18 protein-coding genes are annotated in these 20,165 nt (G+C 69.6%); 9 read left to right on the top strand and 9 right to left on the bottom strand.

What is annotated here, in order from left to right; all coding sequences use genetic code 11:
* Both ACWIGU_RS25475 and ACWIGU_RS25470 read right to left on the bottom strand, forming a co-directional pair.
* Window positions 1–434, bottom strand: a 434-nt coding sequence (locus ACWIGU_RS25475) for a carboxyl transferase domain-containing protein (protein ID WP_454404028.1), incomplete at its 3' end; no start/stop codon positions are given.
* A complete protein-coding gene (locus ACWIGU_RS25470; protein WP_454404007.1) occupies window positions 316–2,127 on the bottom strand; it encodes an acyl-CoA mutase large subunit family protein in 1,812 nt (603 codons plus the stop codon). The genes ACWIGU_RS25470 and ACWIGU_RS25475, both read right to left, overlap by 119 nt.
* A gap of 121 nt (window positions 2,128–2,248) precedes the next feature.
* Between ACWIGU_RS25470 and ACWIGU_RS25465 the strand changes: the two genes are divergently transcribed.
* From ACWIGU_RS25465 to ACWIGU_RS25455, 3 genes are all read left to right on the top strand, one after another.
* Window positions 2,249–2,935 carry a TetR/AcrR family transcriptional regulator gene (locus ACWIGU_RS25465; protein WP_454404006.1) on the top strand — a complete coding sequence of 229 codons (687 nt, stop codon included), beginning with the start codon at window positions 2,249–2,251 and terminating at the stop codon, window positions 2,933–2,935.
* Window positions 2,936–3,024: 89 nt separating this feature from the next.
* On the top strand, window positions 3,025–4,341 hold the full coding sequence (locus ACWIGU_RS25460) for an alpha/beta hydrolase family protein (RefSeq protein ID WP_454404005.1): 1,317 nt from the start codon (window positions 3,025–3,027) through the stop codon (window positions 4,339–4,341).
* A gap of 296 nt (window positions 4,342–4,637) precedes the next feature.
* Window positions 4,638–5,453, top strand: a complete 816-nt coding sequence (locus tag ACWIGU_RS25455) for a DUF899 family protein (protein ID WP_454404004.1) — start codon at window positions 4,638–4,640, stop codon at window positions 5,451–5,453.
* A gap of 98 nt (window positions 5,454–5,551) precedes the next feature.
* Here ACWIGU_RS25455 and ACWIGU_RS25450 read toward each other — a convergent pair whose 3' ends face one another.
* The gene (locus tag ACWIGU_RS25450; RefSeq protein WP_454404027.1) at window positions 5,552–5,905 is read right to left on the bottom strand and encodes a DUF6083 domain-containing protein; all 354 of its coding nucleotides are present in this window, start codon (window positions 5,903–5,905) and stop codon (window positions 5,552–5,554) included.
* 416 nt (window positions 5,906–6,321) lie between these two features.
* Here ACWIGU_RS25450 and ACWIGU_RS25445 point away from each other — a divergent pair, with 416 nt between their 5' ends.
* Entirely contained in the window at window positions 6,322–6,765 is a 444-nt protein-coding gene (locus ACWIGU_RS25445) for a hypothetical protein (protein WP_454404003.1), read from the top strand.
* Window positions 6,766–6,778: 13 nt separating this feature from the next.
* On the opposite strand, the gene ACWIGU_RS25440 is transcribed toward ACWIGU_RS25445, so the two are convergent.
* On the bottom strand, window positions 6,779–7,624 hold the full coding sequence (locus tag ACWIGU_RS25440) for an HAD-IIA family hydrolase (RefSeq protein WP_454404002.1): 846 nt from the start codon (window positions 7,622–7,624) through the stop codon (window positions 6,779–6,781).
* Window positions 7,625–7,857: 233 nt separating this feature from the next.
* Between ACWIGU_RS25440 and ACWIGU_RS25435 the strand changes: the two genes are divergently transcribed.
* From ACWIGU_RS25435 to ACWIGU_RS25425, 3 genes are all read left to right on the top strand, one after another.
* On the top strand, window positions 7,858–9,099 hold the full coding sequence (locus tag ACWIGU_RS25435; RefSeq protein ID WP_454404001.1) for a 4-hydroxybenzoate 3-monooxygenase: 1,242 nt from the start codon (window positions 7,858–7,860) through the stop codon (window positions 9,097–9,099).
* Between the two features lie 125 nt (window positions 9,100–9,224).
* Entirely contained in the window at window positions 9,225–10,994 is a 1,770-nt protein-coding gene (locus tag ACWIGU_RS25430; RefSeq protein ID WP_454404000.1) for a pyridoxal phosphate-dependent aminotransferase, read from the top strand.
* Between the two features lie 180 nt (window positions 10,995–11,174).
* Window positions 11,175–11,507 (top strand): phosphotriesterase family protein, encoded by a 333-nt coding sequence (locus ACWIGU_RS25425; RefSeq protein ID WP_454403999.1) that lies wholly within the window; start codon window positions 11,175–11,177, stop codon window positions 11,505–11,507.
* Here ACWIGU_RS25425 and ACWIGU_RS25420 read toward each other — a convergent pair.
* Entirely contained in the window at window positions 11,444–12,001 is a 558-nt protein-coding gene (locus ACWIGU_RS25420; RefSeq protein WP_454403998.1) for a DinB family protein, read from the bottom strand. The two genes, ACWIGU_RS25425 and ACWIGU_RS25420, sit on opposite strands and share 64 nt — an antisense overlap.
* 244 nt (window positions 12,002–12,245) lie before the next feature.
* Entirely contained in the window at window positions 12,246–15,620 is a 3,375-nt protein-coding gene (locus ACWIGU_RS25415; protein ID WP_454403997.1) for a pyruvate carboxylase, read from the bottom strand.
* Between the two features lie 547 nt (window positions 15,621–16,167).
* Here ACWIGU_RS25415 and ACWIGU_RS25410 point away from each other — a divergent pair.
* Both ACWIGU_RS25410 and ACWIGU_RS25405 read left to right on the top strand, forming a co-directional pair.
* Window positions 16,168–16,551 carry a hypothetical protein gene (locus tag ACWIGU_RS25410; protein WP_454403996.1) on the top strand — a complete coding sequence of 128 codons (384 nt, stop codon included), beginning with the start codon at window positions 16,168–16,170 and terminating at the stop codon, window positions 16,549–16,551.
* Between the two features lie 124 nt (window positions 16,552–16,675).
* Window positions 16,676–16,876 carry a hypothetical protein gene (locus ACWIGU_RS25405; RefSeq protein WP_454403995.1) on the top strand — a complete coding sequence of 67 codons (201 nt, stop codon included), beginning with the start codon at window positions 16,676–16,678 and terminating at the stop codon, window positions 16,874–16,876.
* Between the two features lie 20 nt (window positions 16,877–16,896).
* Here ACWIGU_RS25405 and ACWIGU_RS25400 read toward each other — a convergent pair whose 3' ends face one another.
* From ACWIGU_RS25400 to ACWIGU_RS25390, 3 genes are all read right to left on the bottom strand, one after another.
* A complete protein-coding gene (locus ACWIGU_RS25400) occupies window positions 16,897–17,577 on the bottom strand; it encodes a hypothetical protein (protein ID WP_454403994.1) in 681 nt (226 codons plus the stop codon).
* Window positions 17,578–17,643: 66 nt separating this feature from the next.
* On the bottom strand, window positions 17,644–18,855 hold the full coding sequence (locus ACWIGU_RS25395) for an MFS transporter (RefSeq protein ID WP_454403993.1): 1,212 nt from the start codon (window positions 18,853–18,855) through the stop codon (window positions 17,644–17,646).
* Window positions 18,856–18,982: 127 nt separating this feature from the next.
* Window positions 18,983–20,128 carry a hypothetical protein gene (locus ACWIGU_RS25390; RefSeq protein WP_454403992.1) on the bottom strand — a complete coding sequence of 382 codons (1,146 nt, stop codon included), beginning with the start codon at window positions 20,126–20,128 and terminating at the stop codon, window positions 18,983–18,985.
* Window positions 20,129–20,165 lie beyond the last annotated feature (37 nt).

Below are 20,165 nucleotides of genomic sequence, written 5' to 3'. Positions count from 1 at the left end.
ATGCCCAGTGCCATGACGCCTTCTTGGATGCGGGCGCCGCCGGAGTCGTTGATGCCGATGACGGGGCAGCCGGTTTTGAGGGCGAAGTCCATGACCTTGATGATTTTCTGGCCGTAGACCTCGCCGAGGGCTCCGCCGAAGACGGTGAAGTCCTGGGAGAAGACGGCTACGGGGCGGTTTTCGACGGTGCCGTAGCCGGTGACGACGCCGTCGCCGTAGGGCTGGTTGTCGTCCAGGCCGAAGGCGGTGGAGCGGTGGCGGGCGAATTCGTCGAGTTCTACGAAGGAGCCTTCGTCCAGGAGCAGTTCGATGCGTTCACGGGCCGTCAGTTTGCCCTTGGCGTGCTGCTTCTCCACCGCGCGCGCGGAGCCGGCGTGGGTGGCCTCTTCGATCCGGCGCTGCAGGTCCGCGAGCTTTCCCGCGGTTGTGTGGATGTCGATGTCGTTCACTGATTGCTCCACCGGGCTCACTGGTCATCGGAAGGATCGGAAGTATCGAACGGATCGCAAGGATCGGACGGATCGAAGGGAACAGGGAGGACCAGAACGTGTCATGCGGGACGTGAACGCCCCACACGTCGCGCAGGGCGTGGGAGACCTCGCCGACCGTGGCGCGCAGGCGCAGCGCCTCGCGCATCGGGGGCAGGACGTTGTCGGTGCCGCGCGCCGCGTCGCGCAGCGCTTCGAGAGCCTGCTCGACGGCTTCGTTGTCGCGTTCCTTGCGCAGGGTCGCGAGGCGTTCGCACTGGTCGATCTCGATCTGGGGGTCGACCCGCAGCGGCTCGTACGGCTCTTCCTCGTCGAGGGCGTACTTGTTGACGCCGACCACGGTGCGTTCCTGGTGGTCGATCTCCAGCGCGATCCGGTAAGCGGACTTCTCGATCTCGGACTTCTGGAATCCCTGCTCGATCGCCGCCACCGCGCCGCCGCGGTCCTCGACGGCCTGGATCAGCTCAAGGGCCGCCGCCTCGACATCGTCCGTCATCGACTCCATGACGTAGGACCCGGCGAACGGGTCGACGGTCTTGGTCACGTCGGTCTCGTAGGCGATGACCTGCTGTGTGCGCAGGGCGAGCCGCGCCGCCTTCTGCGTGGGAAGGGCGATGGCCTCGTCGTAGGAGTTGGTGTGCAGTGACTGCGTTCCGCCGAGGACCGCGCCGAGGCCCTGGAGGGCGACCCGTACGAGGTTGACCTCGGGCTGCTGCGCGGTCAGCTGGACCCCGGCGGTCTGGGTGTGGAAGCGCAGCATCTGGGACTTGGGGTTCTTGGCCTTGAACTCGTCGCGCATGATGCGGGCCCAGATGCGGCGGGCGGCGCGGAACTTGGCGATCTCTTCGAGCAGCGTCGTCCGGGCGACGAAGAAGAACGACAGGCGCGGTGCGAAATCGTCGACGTCGAGGCCGGCGGCGAGCGCGGCGCGCACGTACTCCTTCGCGTTGGCGAGGGTGAAGGCGATCTCCTGCGCGGGCGTGGCTCCGGCCTCGGCCATGTGGTAGCCCGAGATGGAGATCGTGTTCCAGCGGGGCAGCTCCTTGTGGCAGTACGCGAAGATGTCGCTGATCAGCCGCAGGGACTGCTTCGGCGGGAAGATGTACGTGCCCCGGGCGATGTACTCCTTGAGCACGTCGTTCTGGATGGTGCCGGTCAGCTGGTCACCGGAGATGCCCTGCTCGGCCGCGACGAGCTGGTAGAGCAGGAGCAGCACCGAGCCGGGGGCGTTGATCGTCATCGACGTGGACACCTTGTCCAGAGGCAGGCCCTGGAACAGTGTGCGCATGTCCTCGATCGAGTCGATCGCCACGCCGACCTTGCCCACCTCGCCGCGGGCGATCGACTCGTCCGAGTCGTAGCCCATCTGCGTCGGCAGGTCGAAGGCGACGCTCAGGCCGCCCGTTCCGGCGCCGACCAGCTCGTGGTAGCGCTCGTTGGACTCCTTCGCCGTGCCGAATCCGGCGTACTGCCGCATCGTCCACGGCCGGCCGGTGTACATCGACGGATACACGCCTCGCGTGTACGGGAACTTTCCCGGGGCGCCGAGCTTGGCGTCCGCGTCGAAATCCGTCAGCGACCAACCGTCGTAGAGCGGCTGGATGGGCAGACCGGACTCGCTCTGTGCCTCGGAACCCACGCCGGACCTCCTTTGGTACTCGATGTCGTATCAACGGTACTCAGTACCGTTGACTCCGGCAAGTGGCTTCCGGGCACCGAGACAGGGAAGGATGGGCGGCCATGAGTGAGGATGGATGGTCATGAGTAAGCCAGCCGCGCGGATCCGACTCGCGGACGCCGCCTTCGCGCTCTTCGACGAGCGCGGATACGAGCAGACCACCGTCGACGAGATCGCCGAGCGAGCCGGAGTGGGCCGCACGACGTTCTTCCGGCACTACCGGTCGAAGGAAGACGTGATCTTCCCCGACCATGACCGGCTGCTCGCGCTGATCAAGGACAGGCTGGCCACCTCAAGCCACAGCACCGGCCTGATCGCCGTCTCCGACGCGGTCCGCCTGGTGCTGCTGCACTACATCGACGAGGGCGACCTCGCGCGGCGGCGGTACACGCTGACCAGCAAGGTGGCGGTCCTGCGGGACCGGGAGATCGCCAGTGTGGCCAGGTACCAGCGGCTGTTCCGCGAGTTCATCGCGGACTGGATGGGTGACCCCACCGAGTCGGCGTCACTGCGCGCCGAACTCATGGCGGCCTCCGTTGTCGCGGCCCACAACCACGTACTGCGCCGCTGGCTCCGGGGCGAGACCTCCGACCCGGTGGCGGAGATGGACGAGGCCATGCGCGAAGTGCTCGCCCTCTTCCCCGCACCCTCCGGCACCGGCGAATCCGGCCCCGGCGGCACCACCCTCGTGGCCTTCCGTACCGGACAGGACCTCGATGCTCTGCTCCCCTCGCTGAGGCGTCTCGTCGAGGGTGGCGCGGGGCACTGAACGCGTGTGTTGCGTGGGGGATTTCCCCCAACCAGATGGTCTGGGCTGCCGGATGGTGACGCGGGTGGGTATCCGGTGAAGCTTGCGGCATGGACGCCAACACCAACACCAACGCCGACACCAAGGCCGACATCAGCGCCGACAGCACCACCGATATCGACGCCGGCACGACGAGCAGGCGCCGCGTACTGGCCGCCGCCTCCGCGCTCGCCCTCGGCTGGGCGGCAACGGGCGGACCCAGCGCGACGGCGACCGCGACGGCAGCGGCCGGTACGCCCCGCATGGCACGGATGAAGCTGCCCGCGCCGACCGGGCCGTACGGCGTGGGGACCGTGGCGCTGCGGCTGGTGGACCGGGAACGCGCGGATCCGTGGGTTCCCGGTCGCCGGCGTGAGCTGATGGTCGATGTGCGGTACCCGGCCCGCTCCGTCGCCGCGCACCCGCGCGTGCCGCAGATGACGAAGGGCGAGGCGGCCGGCTTCGACCGTGTGAACAACTTCGGCGACCTGCCGAAGGGCCGTATCGACTGGGGCGCGACACGGACCTTCGCCCACCTCGGCGCGCCGCCGGACCGGCGTGGCCCGCGGCCGGTGGTGCTGTACTCGCCGGGAGTGGGTGACCCGCGCACCCTGGGTACGACCCTGACGGACGAACTGGCGTCGCACGGGTACGCAGTAGTGGCGATCGACCACACCTACGATGCGTCGGCAGTGGAGTTCCCCGGTGGGCGGGTCGAAACGACCCTGCTTCCGCAGGAGTTCGAACGGGCGCTGAAACAGGGGCCCGAGGCGGTCGTCGCTCTGATGAAGAAGACGAGCGCGGTCCGGGTGGCCGACACGCGGTTCGTACTGGACGAGGTGGAGCGGGCGTTCGCCACCGGCCGCCTGGAGCGCGCGCCCGTCGGCATGTTCGGGCAGTCGGCGGGCGGCTTCGCGGCGCTGCAGACGATGCACGACGACGGCCGGATCGCGGCGGCGGCGAATCTGGACGGGGTGATCGCCTACGTATCGGACGACCACGACGAGGGAGAGCTGTCCTCGGTGGCCCGCGACGGGCTGGGCGGGCCGTTCCTCCTGATGGGTATGGACGGCAACGACCGTACGAACGTGCCGTCCTGGCGCGCGCTGTGGGAGCACAGCGACGGCTGGCACCGGGACCTGCTGCTGGGCGGCGCGCAGCATGCGACGTACACCGATGCCACATCGCTGATTCCGCAGATCGCACGGCAGTTGGGGCTGCCGGAGGAGACGGTGACCGGGTTGGTGGGGACGGTGCCGGCTGCGCGGGCGATCGCCGCGCAGCGGGCGTATGTGACCGCGTTCTTCGACCGCTGGCTCCGCGGGCACGCCGACGGCCACGTCCTGGACGGCCCCTCGTCAAGGTATCCAGAGGTGCGGTTCGTCTAGCCGTCCGGGGCCTCGGCTCCCGTCGGCTAGGCCGGCCGTGAGGTGCTCCCACGCGGCCAGACCACCGGTGTCTCCGGCGCGGTCCTGCACGTGATCGCCGCCGCTCTGCAGCTCGACGACCCAGGGCGCCGTGTGTCCATGGGGATGTGTGTGAACTTGCCGGTCCGACCAGGTCCGTGCAGGCTCGGCAGGGTGCCCCTGCCGCGATGAGTTCCGGCCGGGTCGCGAGTCTGTTCTGGTGACCGTCGTAGAACGCTGTATGACGCTGCCCGGCAAGAGACACCACGGAGGACACCATGACGATCACACCGAGCGACCCGGCCGCCGAGCTGCCCGGCCGTCCGCCCATCGTCGACCTGGCCACCTGGCAGGCCGCCCGTGACGAGCTGCTGGTCCGCGAGAAGGCCCACACCCGCGAGGCCGACGCCATCGCCGCGGCCCGGCGCCGGCTGCCGATGGTGGAGTTCGACGGGAAGGTCGAGGTCGTCGGACCCGACGGCCCGGTCCCGTTCCTGGACCTCTTCCAGGGCCGCGACGAGCTCGTGGTCTACAAGCACATGTGGTACGACGGCGCGCCGCCGCAGGGGCAGTGCGAGGGCTGCACCACCACGGCGTGGTCCATGCAGGACGCCGTCTACCTCAACGCCCGTGGCGTCTCGTTCGCCATCCTGACGACGGGCCCGTGGGACGAGGTGGCCTCCTTCGTCGAGTTCATGGGCTACACCCAGCCCTGGTACTCGGTGCGCGACTTGGACGAGCCGGTCGGCGGAGCAATGGGGTACGTCACCTGCTTCCTGCGCGACGGCGACCGCGTGTTCCTCACCTACTCCACGACGGGGCGTGGCAACGAGCGGGTCAACGGGTCCCTGGGCCTGCTCGACATGACGCCCTACGGCCGCCGCGAGGGGTGGGAGGACAACCCCGAGGGCTGGCCCGAGGCCGCTGAGGCCGGCTCGCCGGTGGGTGGGCATGGCGCGCCGATCTGCTGGTACTGGCGCACGGACGCGGACGGGAACGCCACCTGGGGCCCGACCAGCCGCCCCGTGCCGCAGTGGACCCGCCCCGACGCGACCCCCGTGGAGACGCTCGGGCGTCACGGCCGGCACCACTGACGCGCCTTCGCCGACAGGGTGGTCGACCCGCAGGGCCACCACCCCGTGGACCGCCCCATCGCTTACGCCCGGCTGGCCGGCCCCGTCCGCCAGGAAGGTCACCCCACGTCGGGCAGTTGGTCGTCTCCGGGAGGCGGCGCCGGGGGTTCCCGGCGCCGCGCCATCCGCTTGTTCTCCTCCCGCAGCGTCGTCAGCCACGGCCACAGATCGGGCCGTCTTTGCCCGGCGCAAGCCAGCCGATGCTCGATCCGGCACCGCTGCGTCCCGTCCACGGGACACACGCCATACATCGCCACCCGGCCGTCGGACAGCTCGATCCACCGATGCTCCGCCGGCACCAGATGTGCCGGCACCCGCATCCCGGGCTCCAGGAGCACCCAGTCGTGCTCGAGCGTGGCCACCCGATCTTGCGGCAGCCCGCAATGCGGACACGGGAACTGCCCGCCGACGATCCTCGCGACCCCCTGCCAGAACCCCTCATACTGCGAGCCTGCGGTCCACGGCGCCCCAACACACGTACGACTTAGGACGGGACACCTGCGCCCAATGAGGCATCACATGCCACACGAGGCGACACCCGCCGCGTCAGGCCGCTCGCGCCCCAGGGGGCGAGGCCGGACAGGCGCCATAGACAGGCAGCGTCAGAAGCACACGTCCCCGTTGGAACCGAACGCAACCGAGACGACGCGACGTATGGGGAGGTCCAGTCGGACCGGACAGCGTGTCGTCACGATGACGCGCAGGACACGAGAACGCGGAGATCGTGATGTTCCGCGGCAGGTCGTACCGTCGGCGCCCGCACGGCGTGATCCAGTTCATCATAGGGCCTCACCACAAGGCACTTTGACGTACCGTCACATGTCATAGGGTGAGCTGCCGTGACCAACGGCATCGACGACATCCTGGCCCCGCTCGACCCCGTCGATCCGCGCGAGACAGCCGGCTACCGGCTCCAGCGCCGAAGCTCTTCCCCGACGGCGAGATCGGCCAGGACGGCGGCACGGAACTCACCTACCAGGACTGGGGCGACGCCGACCTGCGCTTTCTCACCCCCATGGGCAGGAGTACCGGCACCACGCCCGAGGCGTGCAGCATGGGAGTGGACACCGATGCGCTCCCGGCCGCGATCCCCGGCGATGACCTGGACGCGGGGAAAACGCTGACCAAGGGCATGGTGTTGTGCACCGTCACCAGCGAAGGCAACCTGGCGATGCTTCGCATCACCGACGTCGTGCCCGACACCAAGCAAGGCCTGTCGCGCGACATGCCTGACTACGTCACCACGCTGACCCTCTGGAAGAGCAACAAGTAGGGCCTGCCGCGGCTCAACGAGAGTCCGAGGCCAGGCGTTCGAGGAGGTCGGGGAGCGCGGCGAAGGAGTCGATCACGTGGTCGGGTGTGCCGTCGGCCGAACGGTGGGTCTCCGGACGGTACTTGCCGGTCTTGACGAGGACGCCGGTGACACCGTCGCGCTGGGCGGCGAGCACGTCGGACTCGATGTCGTCGCCCACCATGAGCGTCGCGGACGGATCGGCGCCCAGGTGGGCGAGCGCGGCGGCGAAGAACGCCTCGGACGGTTTACCGGTGATCTTCGCCTCGACCCGGGAAGCCCGCTCGAGGCCGAGGAGGAAGGCGCCGGAGTCGAGGTCGAGCCCGTCGGCCGTGCGCCAGTAGAGGTTCCGGTGCATGGCCACGAGGTGTGCTCCGCGCTGCAGATGGTGGAAGACGCGGTTGAGGGCCGTGTAGTCGAACGCGTCGCCTGCGCCCCCGACCACGATGACGTCAACGTCCACGTCCACGTCCGACTCTGGGCCTGCGCGTCCTTCCGGCTCACCCACGAGCGTCACGCCCGTCAGATCGTCCTGGATATCACCGGAGTTGAGGAGTAGACAGCGCTCGCCCGGGTGGTGCTCCCGGAGGTAGGCGGCCGTGACGGCAGGGGCTGTGAGGATGTCGTCGGACGTGACGGGGAACCCCACCTCCGTAAGGCGTGCGCAGATCGAGGCGCGTGTACGCGAGGTCGTGTTGGTGACCAGCGCGAGGGGGAGTCCCGCGGCGCGCAGCCGTTCCATGGCCTCGACGGCACCGGGGAGAGGCTCCCAGGACACTGTGAGCACGCCGTCGATGTCGATGAGGACTGCACGGATCGCGCTGGTTCGCTCTCGCTCCATAGGGCGACGGTAGCCGCCGTCGAGCCGAATCCGCGGTGCAAGCCGTCCGAGTCGCGCGGTCCCTCCCGTTCACAAGGGAGGAGAGGGGTACCGACGCGGCCCGCGAACGGCGGCGGTCACTCAGGGAACCGTATTCCGGTACTGGCGCGAAGGCCGGCCGCGGGCGAACGCCTGGCTCCCTGGGCGGGACCACCGGTGTGACCGGGCTTCACCCCGTGCAGAATACTGTCCGCGTGAACCCTCTTCAGCGTCCCAATGCCCCTGCTCCACAACGTGTTTCGGTAGTCGTGGTGGGCGCCGGCCCCGCCGGGCTGACCGTCGGGAACATCCTGAGACGCGCCGGGGTCGACTGCGTCGTCCTCGAGACCGAGACGCGGGAGTTCATCGAGCAGCGACCGCGCGCCGGGATCATCGAGGAGTGGGCGGTTCGCGCCCTGGAGCAGCGGGGCCTCGGCGAGAACCTGCTGCAGAAGGCGCAGCGCCACACCGCGTGCGAATTCCGGTTCGACGGCCGCCCGCACCGCTTCGAGTACGGAGAGGTGGCGGGGCGTCACCACTTCGTGTACCCGCAGCCCTTGCTCGTCACGGATCTGGTGCGTGAGTACGCCGACGTACGGGGCGGCGACATCAGGTTCGGCGTCCGGGACGTGCAGGTGCACGACGTCGACACCGACCGGCCATCGGTGTCGTACACCTGTCCTCGGTCCGGTCAACGGCAAGTGATTCATTGCGACTTCGTCGCAGGGTGTGACGGTGCGCGTGGCGTCACGCGGCGCGCACTGCCCGACGATCAGTTCCGGGTCGCGCGGCACGACTACGGAATAGGCTGGCTGTCCCTGCTGGCCGAGGCGCCGCCTTCCTCCGACTGCGTGCTCTTCGGGATCCATGAGGACGGATTCGCCGGACAGATGCCTCGCGGTCCCGAGGTGACCCGTTACTACCTCCAGTGCCCGCCCGGCGACGACCCGGCGAACTGGTCCGACGAGCGCGTATGGGCCGAGCTGCGCCGACGGCTCGCCGCCGAGGGAGCCCCGGAGCTGGTCGAGGGGCGCCTGATCGAGAAGCGGATGCTCGACATGCACGACTACGTCGTCGAGCCGATGGCGTCCGGGCGGCTGTTCCTCGCCGGCGACGCGGCCCACCTCGTGGCGCCGATCGCGGCGAAGGGCATGAACCTCGCCCTGCACGACGCCTTCCTTCTCGGCGACGCGCTGGTCGCGCACCTCACGCAGGACGCCGGGAGCGACAGCGCCGGCCGCGACGGCGGTCTGCAGGGCTACTCGGAGGCTTGCCTGCGTCGCGTATGGGACTACCAGGAGTTCTCGCAATGGCTGTCCGACGTCTATCACGGGTCGGCTGCGGGGGAGCCGTTCCGGACGGGCACCACGCTCGCCCGGTTGCGACGCCTGTTCACCTCGCCGGTCGCGGCAGCCGCCTTCGCCGAGCAGTACCTCGGCACGGCCGAGCGCTACTGACCAGCACGCGGGAGGACCGCTGCGCCTGAGTACGCGTACTCAGCCGGCCACGTCACTTGGCTCTGATGCGGCTGGGGCCTTGTTCCCCACCATGAGTCCCTCCATCCGAGTTGAGAGAGGTGCTCATGGGCGGCCATACCCTGCAGCTGCGCGTTGCCACTCCGGAGGATCTTCAGTGGATCTACGGCCTGCGCCATCGGGTGTACGCACGGGAGCTGGGCCAGCACGCGCCGGATCCGGGCGGGCAGCTTCGCGACGGACTGGACGGTGAGAACGTCTACCTGGTCGCGGCGAGAGGAGCGGCCCGAATCGGCTTTGTCAGTGTGACCCCGCCCTGGTTGGGGCGGTACGCGCTCGACAAGTACCTGACGCGCGACCAACTGCCGCTTCTGGGCCAGAGCGACGTGTTCGAGGTGCGCATCCTCACGGTCGAGCCACGCTGGCGGACCACCGCGGCGGCACTCCTGCTGATGTACGCGGCGCTGCGCTGGATCGCCGCCCGGGGTGGCCGGCAGGTGGTGGCGATGGGGCGCACCGACCTGCTCGACATGTACGTGTCCGCCGGACTGCGTCCGGTCGGACACACCGTCCGCAGCGGTGCGCTGACGTTCGAGGTGCTGACCGCGAGCGTCAGCGATCTGACGCACTGCGCGATGGACCGTTGTCGCACCACGCTGAAGCGTCTCGGCTCCGTGGTGGACTGGCAGCTCGACATGCCGTTCGCAACGCGGCCGGACGGCTGTGAACACGGCGGAGCCTCGTTCACCGCCATCGGGGCGGACTTCCGTACGCTGCACCGACGCCAACAGGTCGTGGCGGCCGACGTGTTGGACGCCTGGTTCCCGCCCGCACCGGGTGTGCGGGCGGCGCTCGCGGAAGATCCGGCCTGGGCCGCCCGGACCTCGCCGCCGGCCGGCGCCGAGGGCCTGCTGGCGGAGATCGCCACGGCGCGAGGGCTGCCGACGGAGTCGCTCGCGGTCGGCGCCGGTTCATCCGACCTCATCTTCAGGGCGTTCGGCCATTGGCTGACCCCTGAGAGCAGGGTGCTGCTGATGGATCCGGGCTACGGCGAGTACGCCCATGTCACCGAAAGGGTCATCGGATGCCGTGTGGACCGCTTCCCGTTGCGCCGCGAGGACGGCTGGCGGATCGACCCGGACCGGCTGTCCGCAGTCGTGAGGGCCGGTCACTACGACCTCGTGGTGGTGGTCAACCCGAACAACCCGACCGGACGCCACGCACCGGCTGCGGAGTTGCGCTCGCTGATCGCCGCCTCGCCGGCCCGAACGCGCTGGTGGATCGACGAGGCATACCTGGGCTACGCCGACCTGACCGAGTCACTGGCCGGCCTCGCCGCGACGGACCCCCGGGTAGTGGTCTGCAGCTCACTGTCCAAGATGTACGCGCTGTCCGGCATGCGCGCCGCGTACCTGGTGGCCGTGCCGCTCACTGCGGCGCAGCTACGACGATGGACACCGCCATGGCCGGTCAGTCTCCCGGCACAGCTGGCCGCAGTGGCAGCCCTGCGCGACCCGGAGTACTACAGCGACTGCTGGCTTCGCACCCGGTCGTTGCGCAGCCGACTCGCCCGTGATCTGGCCGGACTTGACGAGGCCCTGGTCGTGGAGGAATCCGTGGCGAACTTCCTCACCGTGACGCTGCCGCCCGCCGGACCGAGTGCCGCACAGCTGGTGAACGAGTGCCACCGCCACGACGTGTACCTGCGCGATCTGTCGCCGTTGTCGCCGCAGTACGAGGGGCGCACCGTGCGCATCGCGGTCAAGGGCGCCGAGGACAACGTGCGCATCGTGATGGCATGTCAGGCCGCCCTGAACGTCCTCAGTGGCCGACGGGAGCTGACCCACGCGACGGGAGGCCGAGCGCCGCGAACCTGAGGCAGGGCCGGAGGCCGGGGCCGCTCTTCGGCGGCCCCGTGCGCAATCCCTTGACCCCCTACCGACTGGACGGTATGCGTAGGGCGCCGTTACAGCACTCGGGAGCTGATCGGGCTCTCCAAGGAACGTACGACGGCCTGCACATACCCCCGTGAGATCCGGGTGCTCCAGGAGCTCGGGATGGACCGGTTCGGGATCAACCTCGAGACCACCTTCGAGGCCCGGGCCGAGACGGTGGTGGAGATGTGCCGACGGGGTTACGCCGACCGGATGGTGCTCTCGCAGGACGCTTCCTGTTACATCGACTGGATCGACCCCGCCGTCGAGCTGGGGGACCCCCATCGCGTCGACGCCCTCCTCCGCCTTGCAGCTGCACGCACCAGACGCCGCGGGGCCCGCCCTCCGGGCGGACGACGGGAATGTGAAGACAGGCCCCGGCACGCAGCCGGTCAGCCCATCGTCTTGGCCCCGTCGAACGATTCGCGGATGATGTCGGCGTGCCCGCAGTGCTGAGCGGTCTCGGCGACGATGTGCATCAGCACCCGGCGGGCCGACCACCGTCCGCCCGGCTCGAACCACGGGGCCTTCGGCAGCGGCCACGTGACATCCAGGTCGGGCAGGGTGGCGACCACGTCATCGGTCCGGCGGGCCTCCTCCTCGTAGGCCGCCAGCACACCGTCAAGGGTCTCACCGGGCAGCATCCGGAACCCTTCCTCCCGACGGGCCCAGTCGGCCTCGGTCATGGCCGTGAAGTCGACCGTGCTGGAAGGGCCGTTGAGGATGAAGTCCACCCAGGTCCGCTCGACCTCGGTGACGTGCTTGATGAGACCGCCCACGCACAGCGCGCTCGCGGTGGTCCGCGTCCCGGCCTGCTCGTCGGTGAGGTCACGGGCGGTGAAGCGCAGGAAGTTCCGCTGCTTGTCCAGCGACTCCAGCCACTCGGCACGCTCGCCGGTGACGTCCGGGGCCTCTGCCTGGTCCTGGGTGTCCAGCTCGTTGACAGCCATGGTTACGCCTCCACATGTTTCTGCTCCGTCGGACAACAACCACGCTATGACCCATGTAGGTCAGATGATGTCCTAGACGGCCCGCGCTCGGTGATGCGCATCGCCCGCCCCACGGACGCGTAAGCCCCGGGCCAGCCGAAGTGCGGCCGGCCCGGGGCCTGCGACGTGAGAGACACAGGGGGTGGATTCGCCCGGCATTCCTCAGCGACGCACAGGTCAGGGATCAGGCGTCGGGCGTCACGCGTCAGGCGAGTTCGACCAGCAGGTCGCCGCCCTCCACCTGCTGGATCGCGTTGATGGCGAGCCGGGACACCGTGCCACCCTTCGGGGCGGTGATGGAGGCCTCCATCTTCATCGCCTCGATCGTGGCCACCGTCGCGCCGGCTTCCACCGTGTCGCCCTCGGCCACCGCCAGCGTGACCACACCCGCGAACGGCGCCGCGACGTGGTTCGAGTTGGACTTGTCCGCCTTCTCGGTCACCGGGACATCGGACGCCACGGAGTGGTCCCGTACCTGGATCGGCCGCAGTTGACCGTTCAGAGTGGCCATCACGGTGCGTACCCCGCGCTCGTCCGCCTCGCCGATGGCCTCCAGCTCGATGAGCAGCCGGACGCCGGGTTCCAGGTCCACGGAGTACTCGCGCCCGGGGCTGATGCCGTAGAAGAAGTCCTTGCTGGCCAGCACGCTGGTGTCGCCGAACGCCTGCCGGTGGCTCTCGAAGTCCTTGGTCGGCCCGGGGAACAGCAGTTGGTTCAGCGTCGACCGCCGGTCCTTCGCGAGACCGGCGCGCTCCTCAACGGACAGTTCACGCATCGGCTCGGGTCCGGCGCGGCCCTGCAGCGCCTTGGTGCGGAACGGCTCCGGCCACCCGCCGGGCGGCATGCCCAGCTCGCCGTGCAGGAATCCGATGACCGAGGCCGGGAGGTCGAACGAGTCCGGCTCGGCCTCGAAGTCCTGGGGTGACACCCCGGCCCCCACGAGGTGCAGTGCAAGGTCGCCGACCACCTTGGACGAGGGGGTGACCTTCACGAGATGGCCGAGGATCCGGTCGGCGGCGGCGTACATCGCCTCGATGTCCTCGAAGCGGTCGCCGAGCCCGAGAGCGATGGCCTGCGTCCGGAGATTGGAGAGCTGGCCGCCCGGGATCTCGTGGTGGTAGACGCGGCCGGTCGGCGAGGACAGGCCCGCTTCGAACGGCGCGTAGATCTTGCGCACGCTCTCCCAGTACGGCTCCAGATCGCACACGGCCTGCAGATCGAGGCCGGTCGGCCGTTCCGAGTGATGGGTGGCGGCGACGATCGCCGAAAGGGACGGCTGCGAGGTGGTGCCCGCCATCGAGGCCACCGCCCCGTCCACCGCGTCGGCGCCGGCCTGGATCGCCGCGAGATAGGTGGCCAGCTGACCGCCCGCGGTGTCGTGCGTGTGGATGTGTACGGGCAGATCGAACTCCCTGCGCAGCGCCGAGACCAGCTTCGCCGCTGCGGGCGCGCGCAGCAGCCCCGCCATGTCCTTGACCGCGAGCACATGGGCGCCCGCGTCCACGATCTGCTCCGCGAGACGCAGGTAGTAGTCGAGCGTGTAGAGCTTCTCCGACGGGTCGGACAGATCGGAGGTGTAGCACAGGGCGACCTCCGCGACCGCCGAGCCGGTCTCCCGCACCGCGTCGATCGCGGGCCGCATCTGACCCACGTCGTTCAGGGCGTCGAAGATACGGAAGATGTCGATACCGGTCGCGGCGGCCTCTTCCACGAAGGCGTGGGTCACCTCCGTGGGGTACGGCGTGTAGCCGACCGTGTTACGGCCGCGCAGCAGCATCTGCAGGCAGATGTTGGGCACCGCCGCGCGCAGTTCGGCGAGCCGGTCCCACGGGTCCTCGGCGAGGAAGCGCAGCGCGACGTCGTAGGTCGCGCCGCCCCAGCACTCCAGCGAAAGGAGCTGGGGCACCGTCCGTGCCACGGCCGGCGCCGCGGCGAGGAGGTCCTTGGTACGGACACGGGTGGCGAGCAGCGACTGATGCGCGTCGCGGAACGTGGTGTCGGTGACGCCGATCGTGGGGGAGGCGCGCAGCCACCGGGCGAAGCCCTCGGGGCCGAGCTCGGTCAGCTTCTGCCGGGAGCCGGCGGGCGGTTCGCCTTCGGGCAGCCGCGGCAGCTTGGTGGTGGCGTCGATCAGCGGGGGCCGCTCGCCGTGCGGCTTGTTGACCGTGACGTCGGCGAGGTAGGTGAGCAACTTCGAGCCGCGGTCGGCCGAGTGACGCGCCGTCAGCAGATGCGGCCGCTTCTCGATGAACGACGTGGTGACGCGTCCGGCGGCGAAGTCGGGATCGTCGAGAACGGCCTGGAGGAAGGGAATGTTCGTCGACACACCGCGGATACGGAACTCGGCCACGGCACGCCGGGCCCGGCCGACCGCGGTCTCGAAGTCCCGTCCCCGGCAGGTCAGTTTGACCAGCATCGAGTCGAAGTGGGCGCTGATCTCCGTACCGGCATGGGTGGTGCCGCCGTCCAGCCGGATGCCGGAGCCGCCCGGGGAACGGTAGGCGCTGATCTTGCCGGTGTCGGGGCGGAAGCCGTTGGCCGGGTCCTCGGTGGTGATCCGGCACTGCAGTGCGGCGCCGTGGAGGCGGACGGTGTCCTGGGACAGGCCGAGGTCGTCCAGCGTCTCACCGGCGGCGATCCGCAGCTGCGCCTGGACGAGGTCCACGTCGGTGACCTCCTCGGTCACCGTGTGCTCGACCTGGATCCGCGGGTTCATCTCGATGAAGACGTGCTGTCCGGCGGGGTCGAGGAGGAATTCCACGGTGCCCGCGTTGCGGTAGCCGATCTGCCGGGCGAACTTCACGGCGTCGGCGCAGATCCGCTCGCGCACCTCGGGATCGAGGTTCGGCGCGGGCGCCAGCTCGATCACCTTCTGGTGGCGGCGCTGCAAGGAGCAGTCGCGCTCGAAGAGATGGATGACGCGGCCCTCGCCGTCTGCGAGGATCTGCACCTCGATGTGCCGGGGCTCGACGACGGCCTTCTCCAGGAAGACGGTCGGGTCGCCGAACGCCGACTCGGCCTCGCGGGCCGCGGCCTCGATCGACTCGCGCAGCGTCGCCGGGTCCTCCACGCGCCGCATGCCGCGCCCGCCGCCACCGGCCACGGCCTTGACGAAGACCGGGAATCCGAGATCGTCGGCCGCCCGGACCAGCTCGTCGACGTCGGTCGAGGGCTGCGAGGAACCGAGGACCGGGACGCCGGCCGCGCGGGCCGCGGCCACGGCGCGCGCCTTGTTCCCCGTCAGTTCGAGCGTCTCGGCGCTCGGTCCGACGAACGTGATGCCGGAACGCTCGCACGCGAGCGCCAGCTCGGGGTTCTCGGACAGGAAGCCGTACCCGGGATAAATGGCGTCGGCGCCCGCCCTGCGCGCCGCACGGATGATCTCCTCGACGGAGAGATAGGCCCGTACGGGGTGCCCGGCCTCGCCGATCTCGTAGGCTTCGTCCGCCTTCATCCGGTGCAGTGAGTTGCGATCCTCATGAGGGAACACCGCGACGGTTCGAGCCCCTAGCTCAAAGCCGGCGCGGAACGCCCGGATCGCGATCTCTCCGCGGTTGGCGACGAGCACCTTACGGAACATGCGCATGTCCTTCCGTCGCCCGGAATGGGCGAACTGTCGGGTTGCGGGGCGTCACGCTCCCGGATCATGCCACCTCCGCAGTCAAGACATCCAGGTGCACTACGTCACATGCCGCAGCTCCGAGTCACGCTCCGGACGCCGACGTGAGAGCCCCAACTCGCCGCATTCGGCACGATGCCGATGGACGGAATCTGCGTCACGCCGCACCTCCGGGGATGCGGGCACTCACCGTCCGCCGCGTCATGAACGGTAAGTGAGCCATTCACATAAAGGCATCACGAAGAGCGCACGCAATGGGCACAATGATGTGAGGAGTTCGACGGCGAAATGGATCCCGCGCTCGGGCATTTAGGCAAGTTGCCGATTACCTGGCCATATTTGGGATATTCCGATGGCGGTGTAACGCGACGGTGGTTGCGTGACGCAGAGTTGTACGGGCCCGTGCGACGCTTTGTATGTGTGGTGCGGCAGGCGATTGCCTGAGGGGACGAGAGGCGATGTTCGCTCCTGCCTCGGCCTGCACAGTGACGCGTCAGATTGGATTCCCGTGAGCAATACCGACCCGATGGCCGGACACCACCCCTACGACCAGTACCAGCAGCCCCCGCAGTCCCCGCAGCCCCCACAGCCTCCGCGGCGACCTGAGCGGCGCGAGGGCGGTGCTCGACGGGCGGGGCTGGTCATCCACACCATCGCTGACATTGCCGCGGTGTTCCTGGGGCTGTGGATTCTGCTCTACCTGCTTGAGGCCAACCAGGACAACGTCTTCGTCGAGTTCGTGCACGGAACGGCCGACTGGCTGGCCTGGTGGTCACAGGATGTTTTCACCATGGACACAGAAGGCCTTCGCGTTCTCCTCAATTACGGTCTGCCGGCGGTGATTTACCTGCTGGTCGGGCACGGGATCGCCGCGCGGCTCAACCGCGTGTGAACGCGATCAATCTCGCATTTCCGGCCGGCTCCGAGTGAACTGTCGGCCCCGCCTCGTTCGGCGTCGAGCATTTCGGGAGCCGAACGGACCATGAGTACGACAGATACCGAGAAGGACCAGCCCTGTGAATCTCAGCTCAACCGGAAACGACCATCTGCCGGTCTACGAGAGCCTGGTACGCGAACGCGGTGACGTCGTGGCGGAGGCCCGCCTGGTGGCCCAGGAGGCGCAGCACCAGATGGCCTACGCGCTCAGCGGTCATGGTGGGGTCCGGCCGACGATGCCCGATCCGGCCGGACACCCCGGGCAGAACGAAAGGCCCTAGGGTGTCGGTGGAATCCTGATTCAGCTCACGAACTCCCGGTCACCGTAGTGCACTTGGGCCGTCTGCCAGTCGACACCCAGCTTGGCCGTGAACTCCCGGGCCAGTGGCAGGTCGGCGAGCGGGGTGATGAGGATGAGCCTGCCGTCGACGGTGACCGAGCCGCCGCCGAGTCTGTCGCGGGCCACCGGATCCGCGACCAGCTCGTCATGCAGCCGGCTCGCGCTGACGCCGGCCGCCTCGATTTCGAGTGCGTCGGTCTCCGGCGAGGTGGACGGCAGACAGCGGAAGGTGAGCACGGACTCCTGGTGGTACGTCTTGGCGATGACGCCGGCGATGTGGTGGAGCCCGTCACGGCCGACCCTGTTGATGTCGAACTCGCGTGAGCGCTCATAGGTGGCCCGCTTGCGGTCGCCGGACCAGAAGACTCCCTCCAGGAGCTTCGAGGCGACGGGCGTGGCCCCGTTGGCGCGGATGATCCCGCGTACTTCGTGGTCGAAGTGTGTGAGACGGGTGTGGAGCCTGGGGTCGTCCGGGTCCGTGATGACCCCGGTGTTGCTGGTGGCGAAGAGTTCCGCCGTTGGGCAGTCAGCGGCGGCGGAGCCGGCGGCCGGCGAGCTTCCGGCGCCCGTGAGTCCCAGCGCCAGGACGGCGACGGTTGCGGCCATGGGACGCAGCTTCCGCCGCGCGATGGTGATCTTCATGGGTTGGTCAACGACGTGGGCCGGGCTTCGTTGCGGCAGTTACGCGATCACGCGGTGCCGCCGACTCTACGGGCCGGGGCGTGCGTGCTCAGGTGTCGTACGACGTAGCCGCCGGACGAGATAGACACCCGCGGTCGACACCAGCACCGCCATGACCGCGATGAACACCAGCCCGGCACCTTCCAGGCCGATCGGGCCCGTCAGGACTCCGACACCGATGACCGGTACGGAGATGCCCGCGTACGCCACCACGAACAGCGTGGAGACCACTGACGCGCGATGGTCCGGGGGAGACGCCTCGGCCACGGCGCCGAGCGCCGCGCGAAACGCCAGTCCCTGCCCCGTGCCGCCGACGAGCGCGCTCAGCATGACCAGGACCAGCAGGTCCCAGCGCAGCGCGCCGGCGAGCAGGGCGAGTCCGGCGAGGAGCCCGGCACAGCCCAGCGGCAGTGATCGCTCCGTCCCGACCCGGGTCACCGCGAGCTGGCCCGCGGTCGAGGCGAAGAAAGCCAGTGCGACGACCAGGCCGCTCACGGCGTGGTTGTCCACGTCGAGGGACTCGGCGAGGAACGCCGGACTGACCGAGGTGAACACGCCGAACAACGCGAACCCGACGAACGAGGCGATCGCGGCGGGTCCGAACACCGGCCGCACCTGCGGGGGCAGGCTCGGCCGCTGCGGCCGCACGGTGCTCAGCGGCCGCCGCTCGGCCACGGTCTCCGGCAGCCACAGCAGGACGGCGGCCGAGGCGGCCACCAGGGCGAGGTGCACGGCGAAGGGCAGGTACAGCGGCCAGTCGGCGTACTGGGCGAGCAGACCGGCGAGCAGCGGACCGCACCCGAGCCCGCCCATGTTGGCGGCGGTCGCCACGAACGTGGCGCGGGAGCCACCGCCGAGCGGCGCCAGCTCGATGACGTACACGGTGGCGGCCCCGGTGAACAGCCCGGCGGCAAACCCGGAGAGCAGCCGCCCCGCATACAGCCAGCCCAGCCCGGTGGCACCCAGGAAGCAGACGGCGCTGGCCGCCGCGAACCCCAGCCCCCACAACAGCACCGGCCGCCTGCCCAGAGCGTCCGACGCGTTGCCCGCCAGCAACAGCACACCGATGACCCCGAAGGCATACACGGCATAAACGACGGTCACCGTCAGCTCGGAGAACCCGAACTTGTCCTGGTAGAGCCCGTAGAGCGGGGTCGGCAGGGTGGTGCCGGCCATACACACGGCGAATACCGCGCCGGCGAGGGAGCACTTACGCCATGCTCGGCGATCACCGTCCATGGCGTAGACAGTAGTTCCGCCTGCCCCGCCCGGCACGGGGGACGGCGTGGCCGACGCGCCGCAGCAGTCGTTCGACGACCGTGGGGCAGAGAGCGACAGGGGCCGCCGCCACCGAGCACATGCCTGGTCAGGTCCGTGCCCGGTAGGGCGGGAACGTCGCCGCGTCGGCGTAGTCCTGGTCTGCGTCGGGCCAGCGGTGGCGCAGCAGGGTCGAGATGCGGTGGATCCAGGCGGACAGGTGGGGCAGGGCGTTGTGGGTGTCGGCGGTGTGGGCGGCGGCTTCGAGTGTGGCGATGAGCTGGAGGCGGCTGTCGTGGCCCGGCGGGCGGGCGTCGGGCACGGCGAAGCGCTGCATACGGATCAGGGCCCAGGACATGGAGGCCGCGGCGAGGCCGAACCCGTAGCGCCGGTCGTCCTCTGCTTCGGGGATGGCGCGAGCCAGGGCGCTGCGGTAGTAGCCGGCCAGCCCCGTTCGCTGTGGGTCGCCCACGATCATCCAGGCGGGGCCCGGGACATAGAGGCACACGGCGTCGGTCAGCGCGTGTGCGTAGCCGGCGAATTCGAAGTCGATGAGGCGGGCGTCGGGCGTGCCGCCGGCGTGAAGGAGGATGTTGTTGGCTTCGGCATCCCCGTTGCTCAGGGCGAGGAACGGCCCCGGGTCACGCAACTCGTCTAGCGTGGCGGCGAGTTCGCGTGCGGATCGCCCTTCCAGGGGTGCCCCCAGCGCTACGGCATGTGCAATTCCGGCGTCCCGGTGCGAGGCGTGTCGGCCCATCCGGTCTGCCGCGGGATCAATGGGGCCCAGCCTGGCGAGACGAGAGTAGTAAGTGTCGCCCTGCCCGGCGGTGGCTGCGCCCAGCTCGCCTCGGGCACGGGCGAAGGCCGCCAGGCGTTCGCTGTGGGGTGCCGCACCGTCGCGTCGGATCAGCCGGTCCAGGGCCACGCGGGGAGCGAGGTCTTCCAGCACGAGAAGCCCTGAGGCCGGGTCGGCGGCGATGACGTGCGGCGCGAGGCCGGTCCCGATGTCGTCGCCGAGGAACTGCAGCGCGGCCAGCTCGGTCCGCAGCCGCCGGTGGGCAGTGGGCGCCTGGCCGGGGCCGTCCTCGATCCACTTGACGACCAGGGTGCGGGCGTCGGTACCGCTGCCGAGGCAGACCCGGGCCGCGGACCAGGGTTCGATGCGTTCCCAGCGGACGGCGTGGATCGGCGAACGGCAGATGCCGGTCAGGTTCAGCAGAGCAACGGCGCGGGAGACCGCTCGGTGCGCAGGCATCCCCGCACTCTACGGATCGAGCACTGCCGCATCGAGG

This window comes from Streptomyces sp. NPDC055400 (assembly GCF_053644375.1).
The sequence above is the reverse complement of the archived record's forward strand: the minus strand, read 5'-3'. Positions and strand labels throughout refer to the sequence as shown.

What these genes read in the sequence shown, in the direction of transcription:
- ACWIGU_RS25460 (WP_454404005.1), top strand. Translation starts at nt 3,025, where the DNA reads ATGGACGCCAACACCAACACCAACGCCGACACCAAGGCCGACATCAGC.
- ACWIGU_RS25465 (WP_454404006.1), top strand. Translation starts at nt 2,249, where the DNA reads ATGAGTAAGCCAGCCGCGCGGATCCGACTCGCGGACGCCGCCTTCGCG.
- ACWIGU_RS25430 (WP_454404000.1), top strand. Translation starts at nt 9,225, where the DNA reads ATGGGCGGCCATACCCTGCAGCTGCGCGTTGCCACTCCGGAGGATCTT.
- ACWIGU_RS25420 (WP_454403998.1), bottom strand. Translation starts at nt 12,001, where the DNA reads ATGGCTGTCAACGAGCTGGACACCCAGGACCAGGCAGAGGCCCCGGAC.
- ACWIGU_RS25440 (WP_454404002.1), bottom strand. Translation starts at nt 7,624, where the DNA reads ATGGAGCGAGAGCGAACCAGCGCGATCCGTGCAGTCCTCATCGACATC.
- ACWIGU_RS25455 (WP_454404004.1), top strand. Translation starts at nt 4,638, where the DNA reads ATGACGATCACACCGAGCGACCCGGCCGCCGAGCTGCCCGGCCGTCCG.
- ACWIGU_RS25400 (WP_454403994.1), bottom strand. Translation starts at nt 17,577, where the DNA reads ATGAAGATCACCATCGCGCGGCGGAAGCTGCGTCCCATGGCCGCAACC.
- ACWIGU_RS25425 (WP_454403999.1), top strand. Translation starts at nt 11,175, where the DNA reads ATGGACCGGTTCGGGATCAACCTCGAGACCACCTTCGAGGCCCGGGCC.
- ACWIGU_RS25390 (WP_454403992.1), bottom strand. Translation starts at nt 20,128, where the DNA reads ATGCCTGCGCACCGAGCGGTCTCCCGCGCCGTTGCTCTGCTGAACCTG.
- ACWIGU_RS25395 (WP_454403993.1), bottom strand. Translation starts at nt 18,855, where the DNA reads ATGGACGGTGATCGCCGAGCATGGCGTAAGTGCTCCCTCGCCGGCGCG.
- ACWIGU_RS25415 (WP_454403997.1), bottom strand. Translation starts at nt 15,620, where the DNA reads ATGTTCCGTAAGGTGCTCGTCGCCAACCGCGGAGAGATCGCGATCCGG.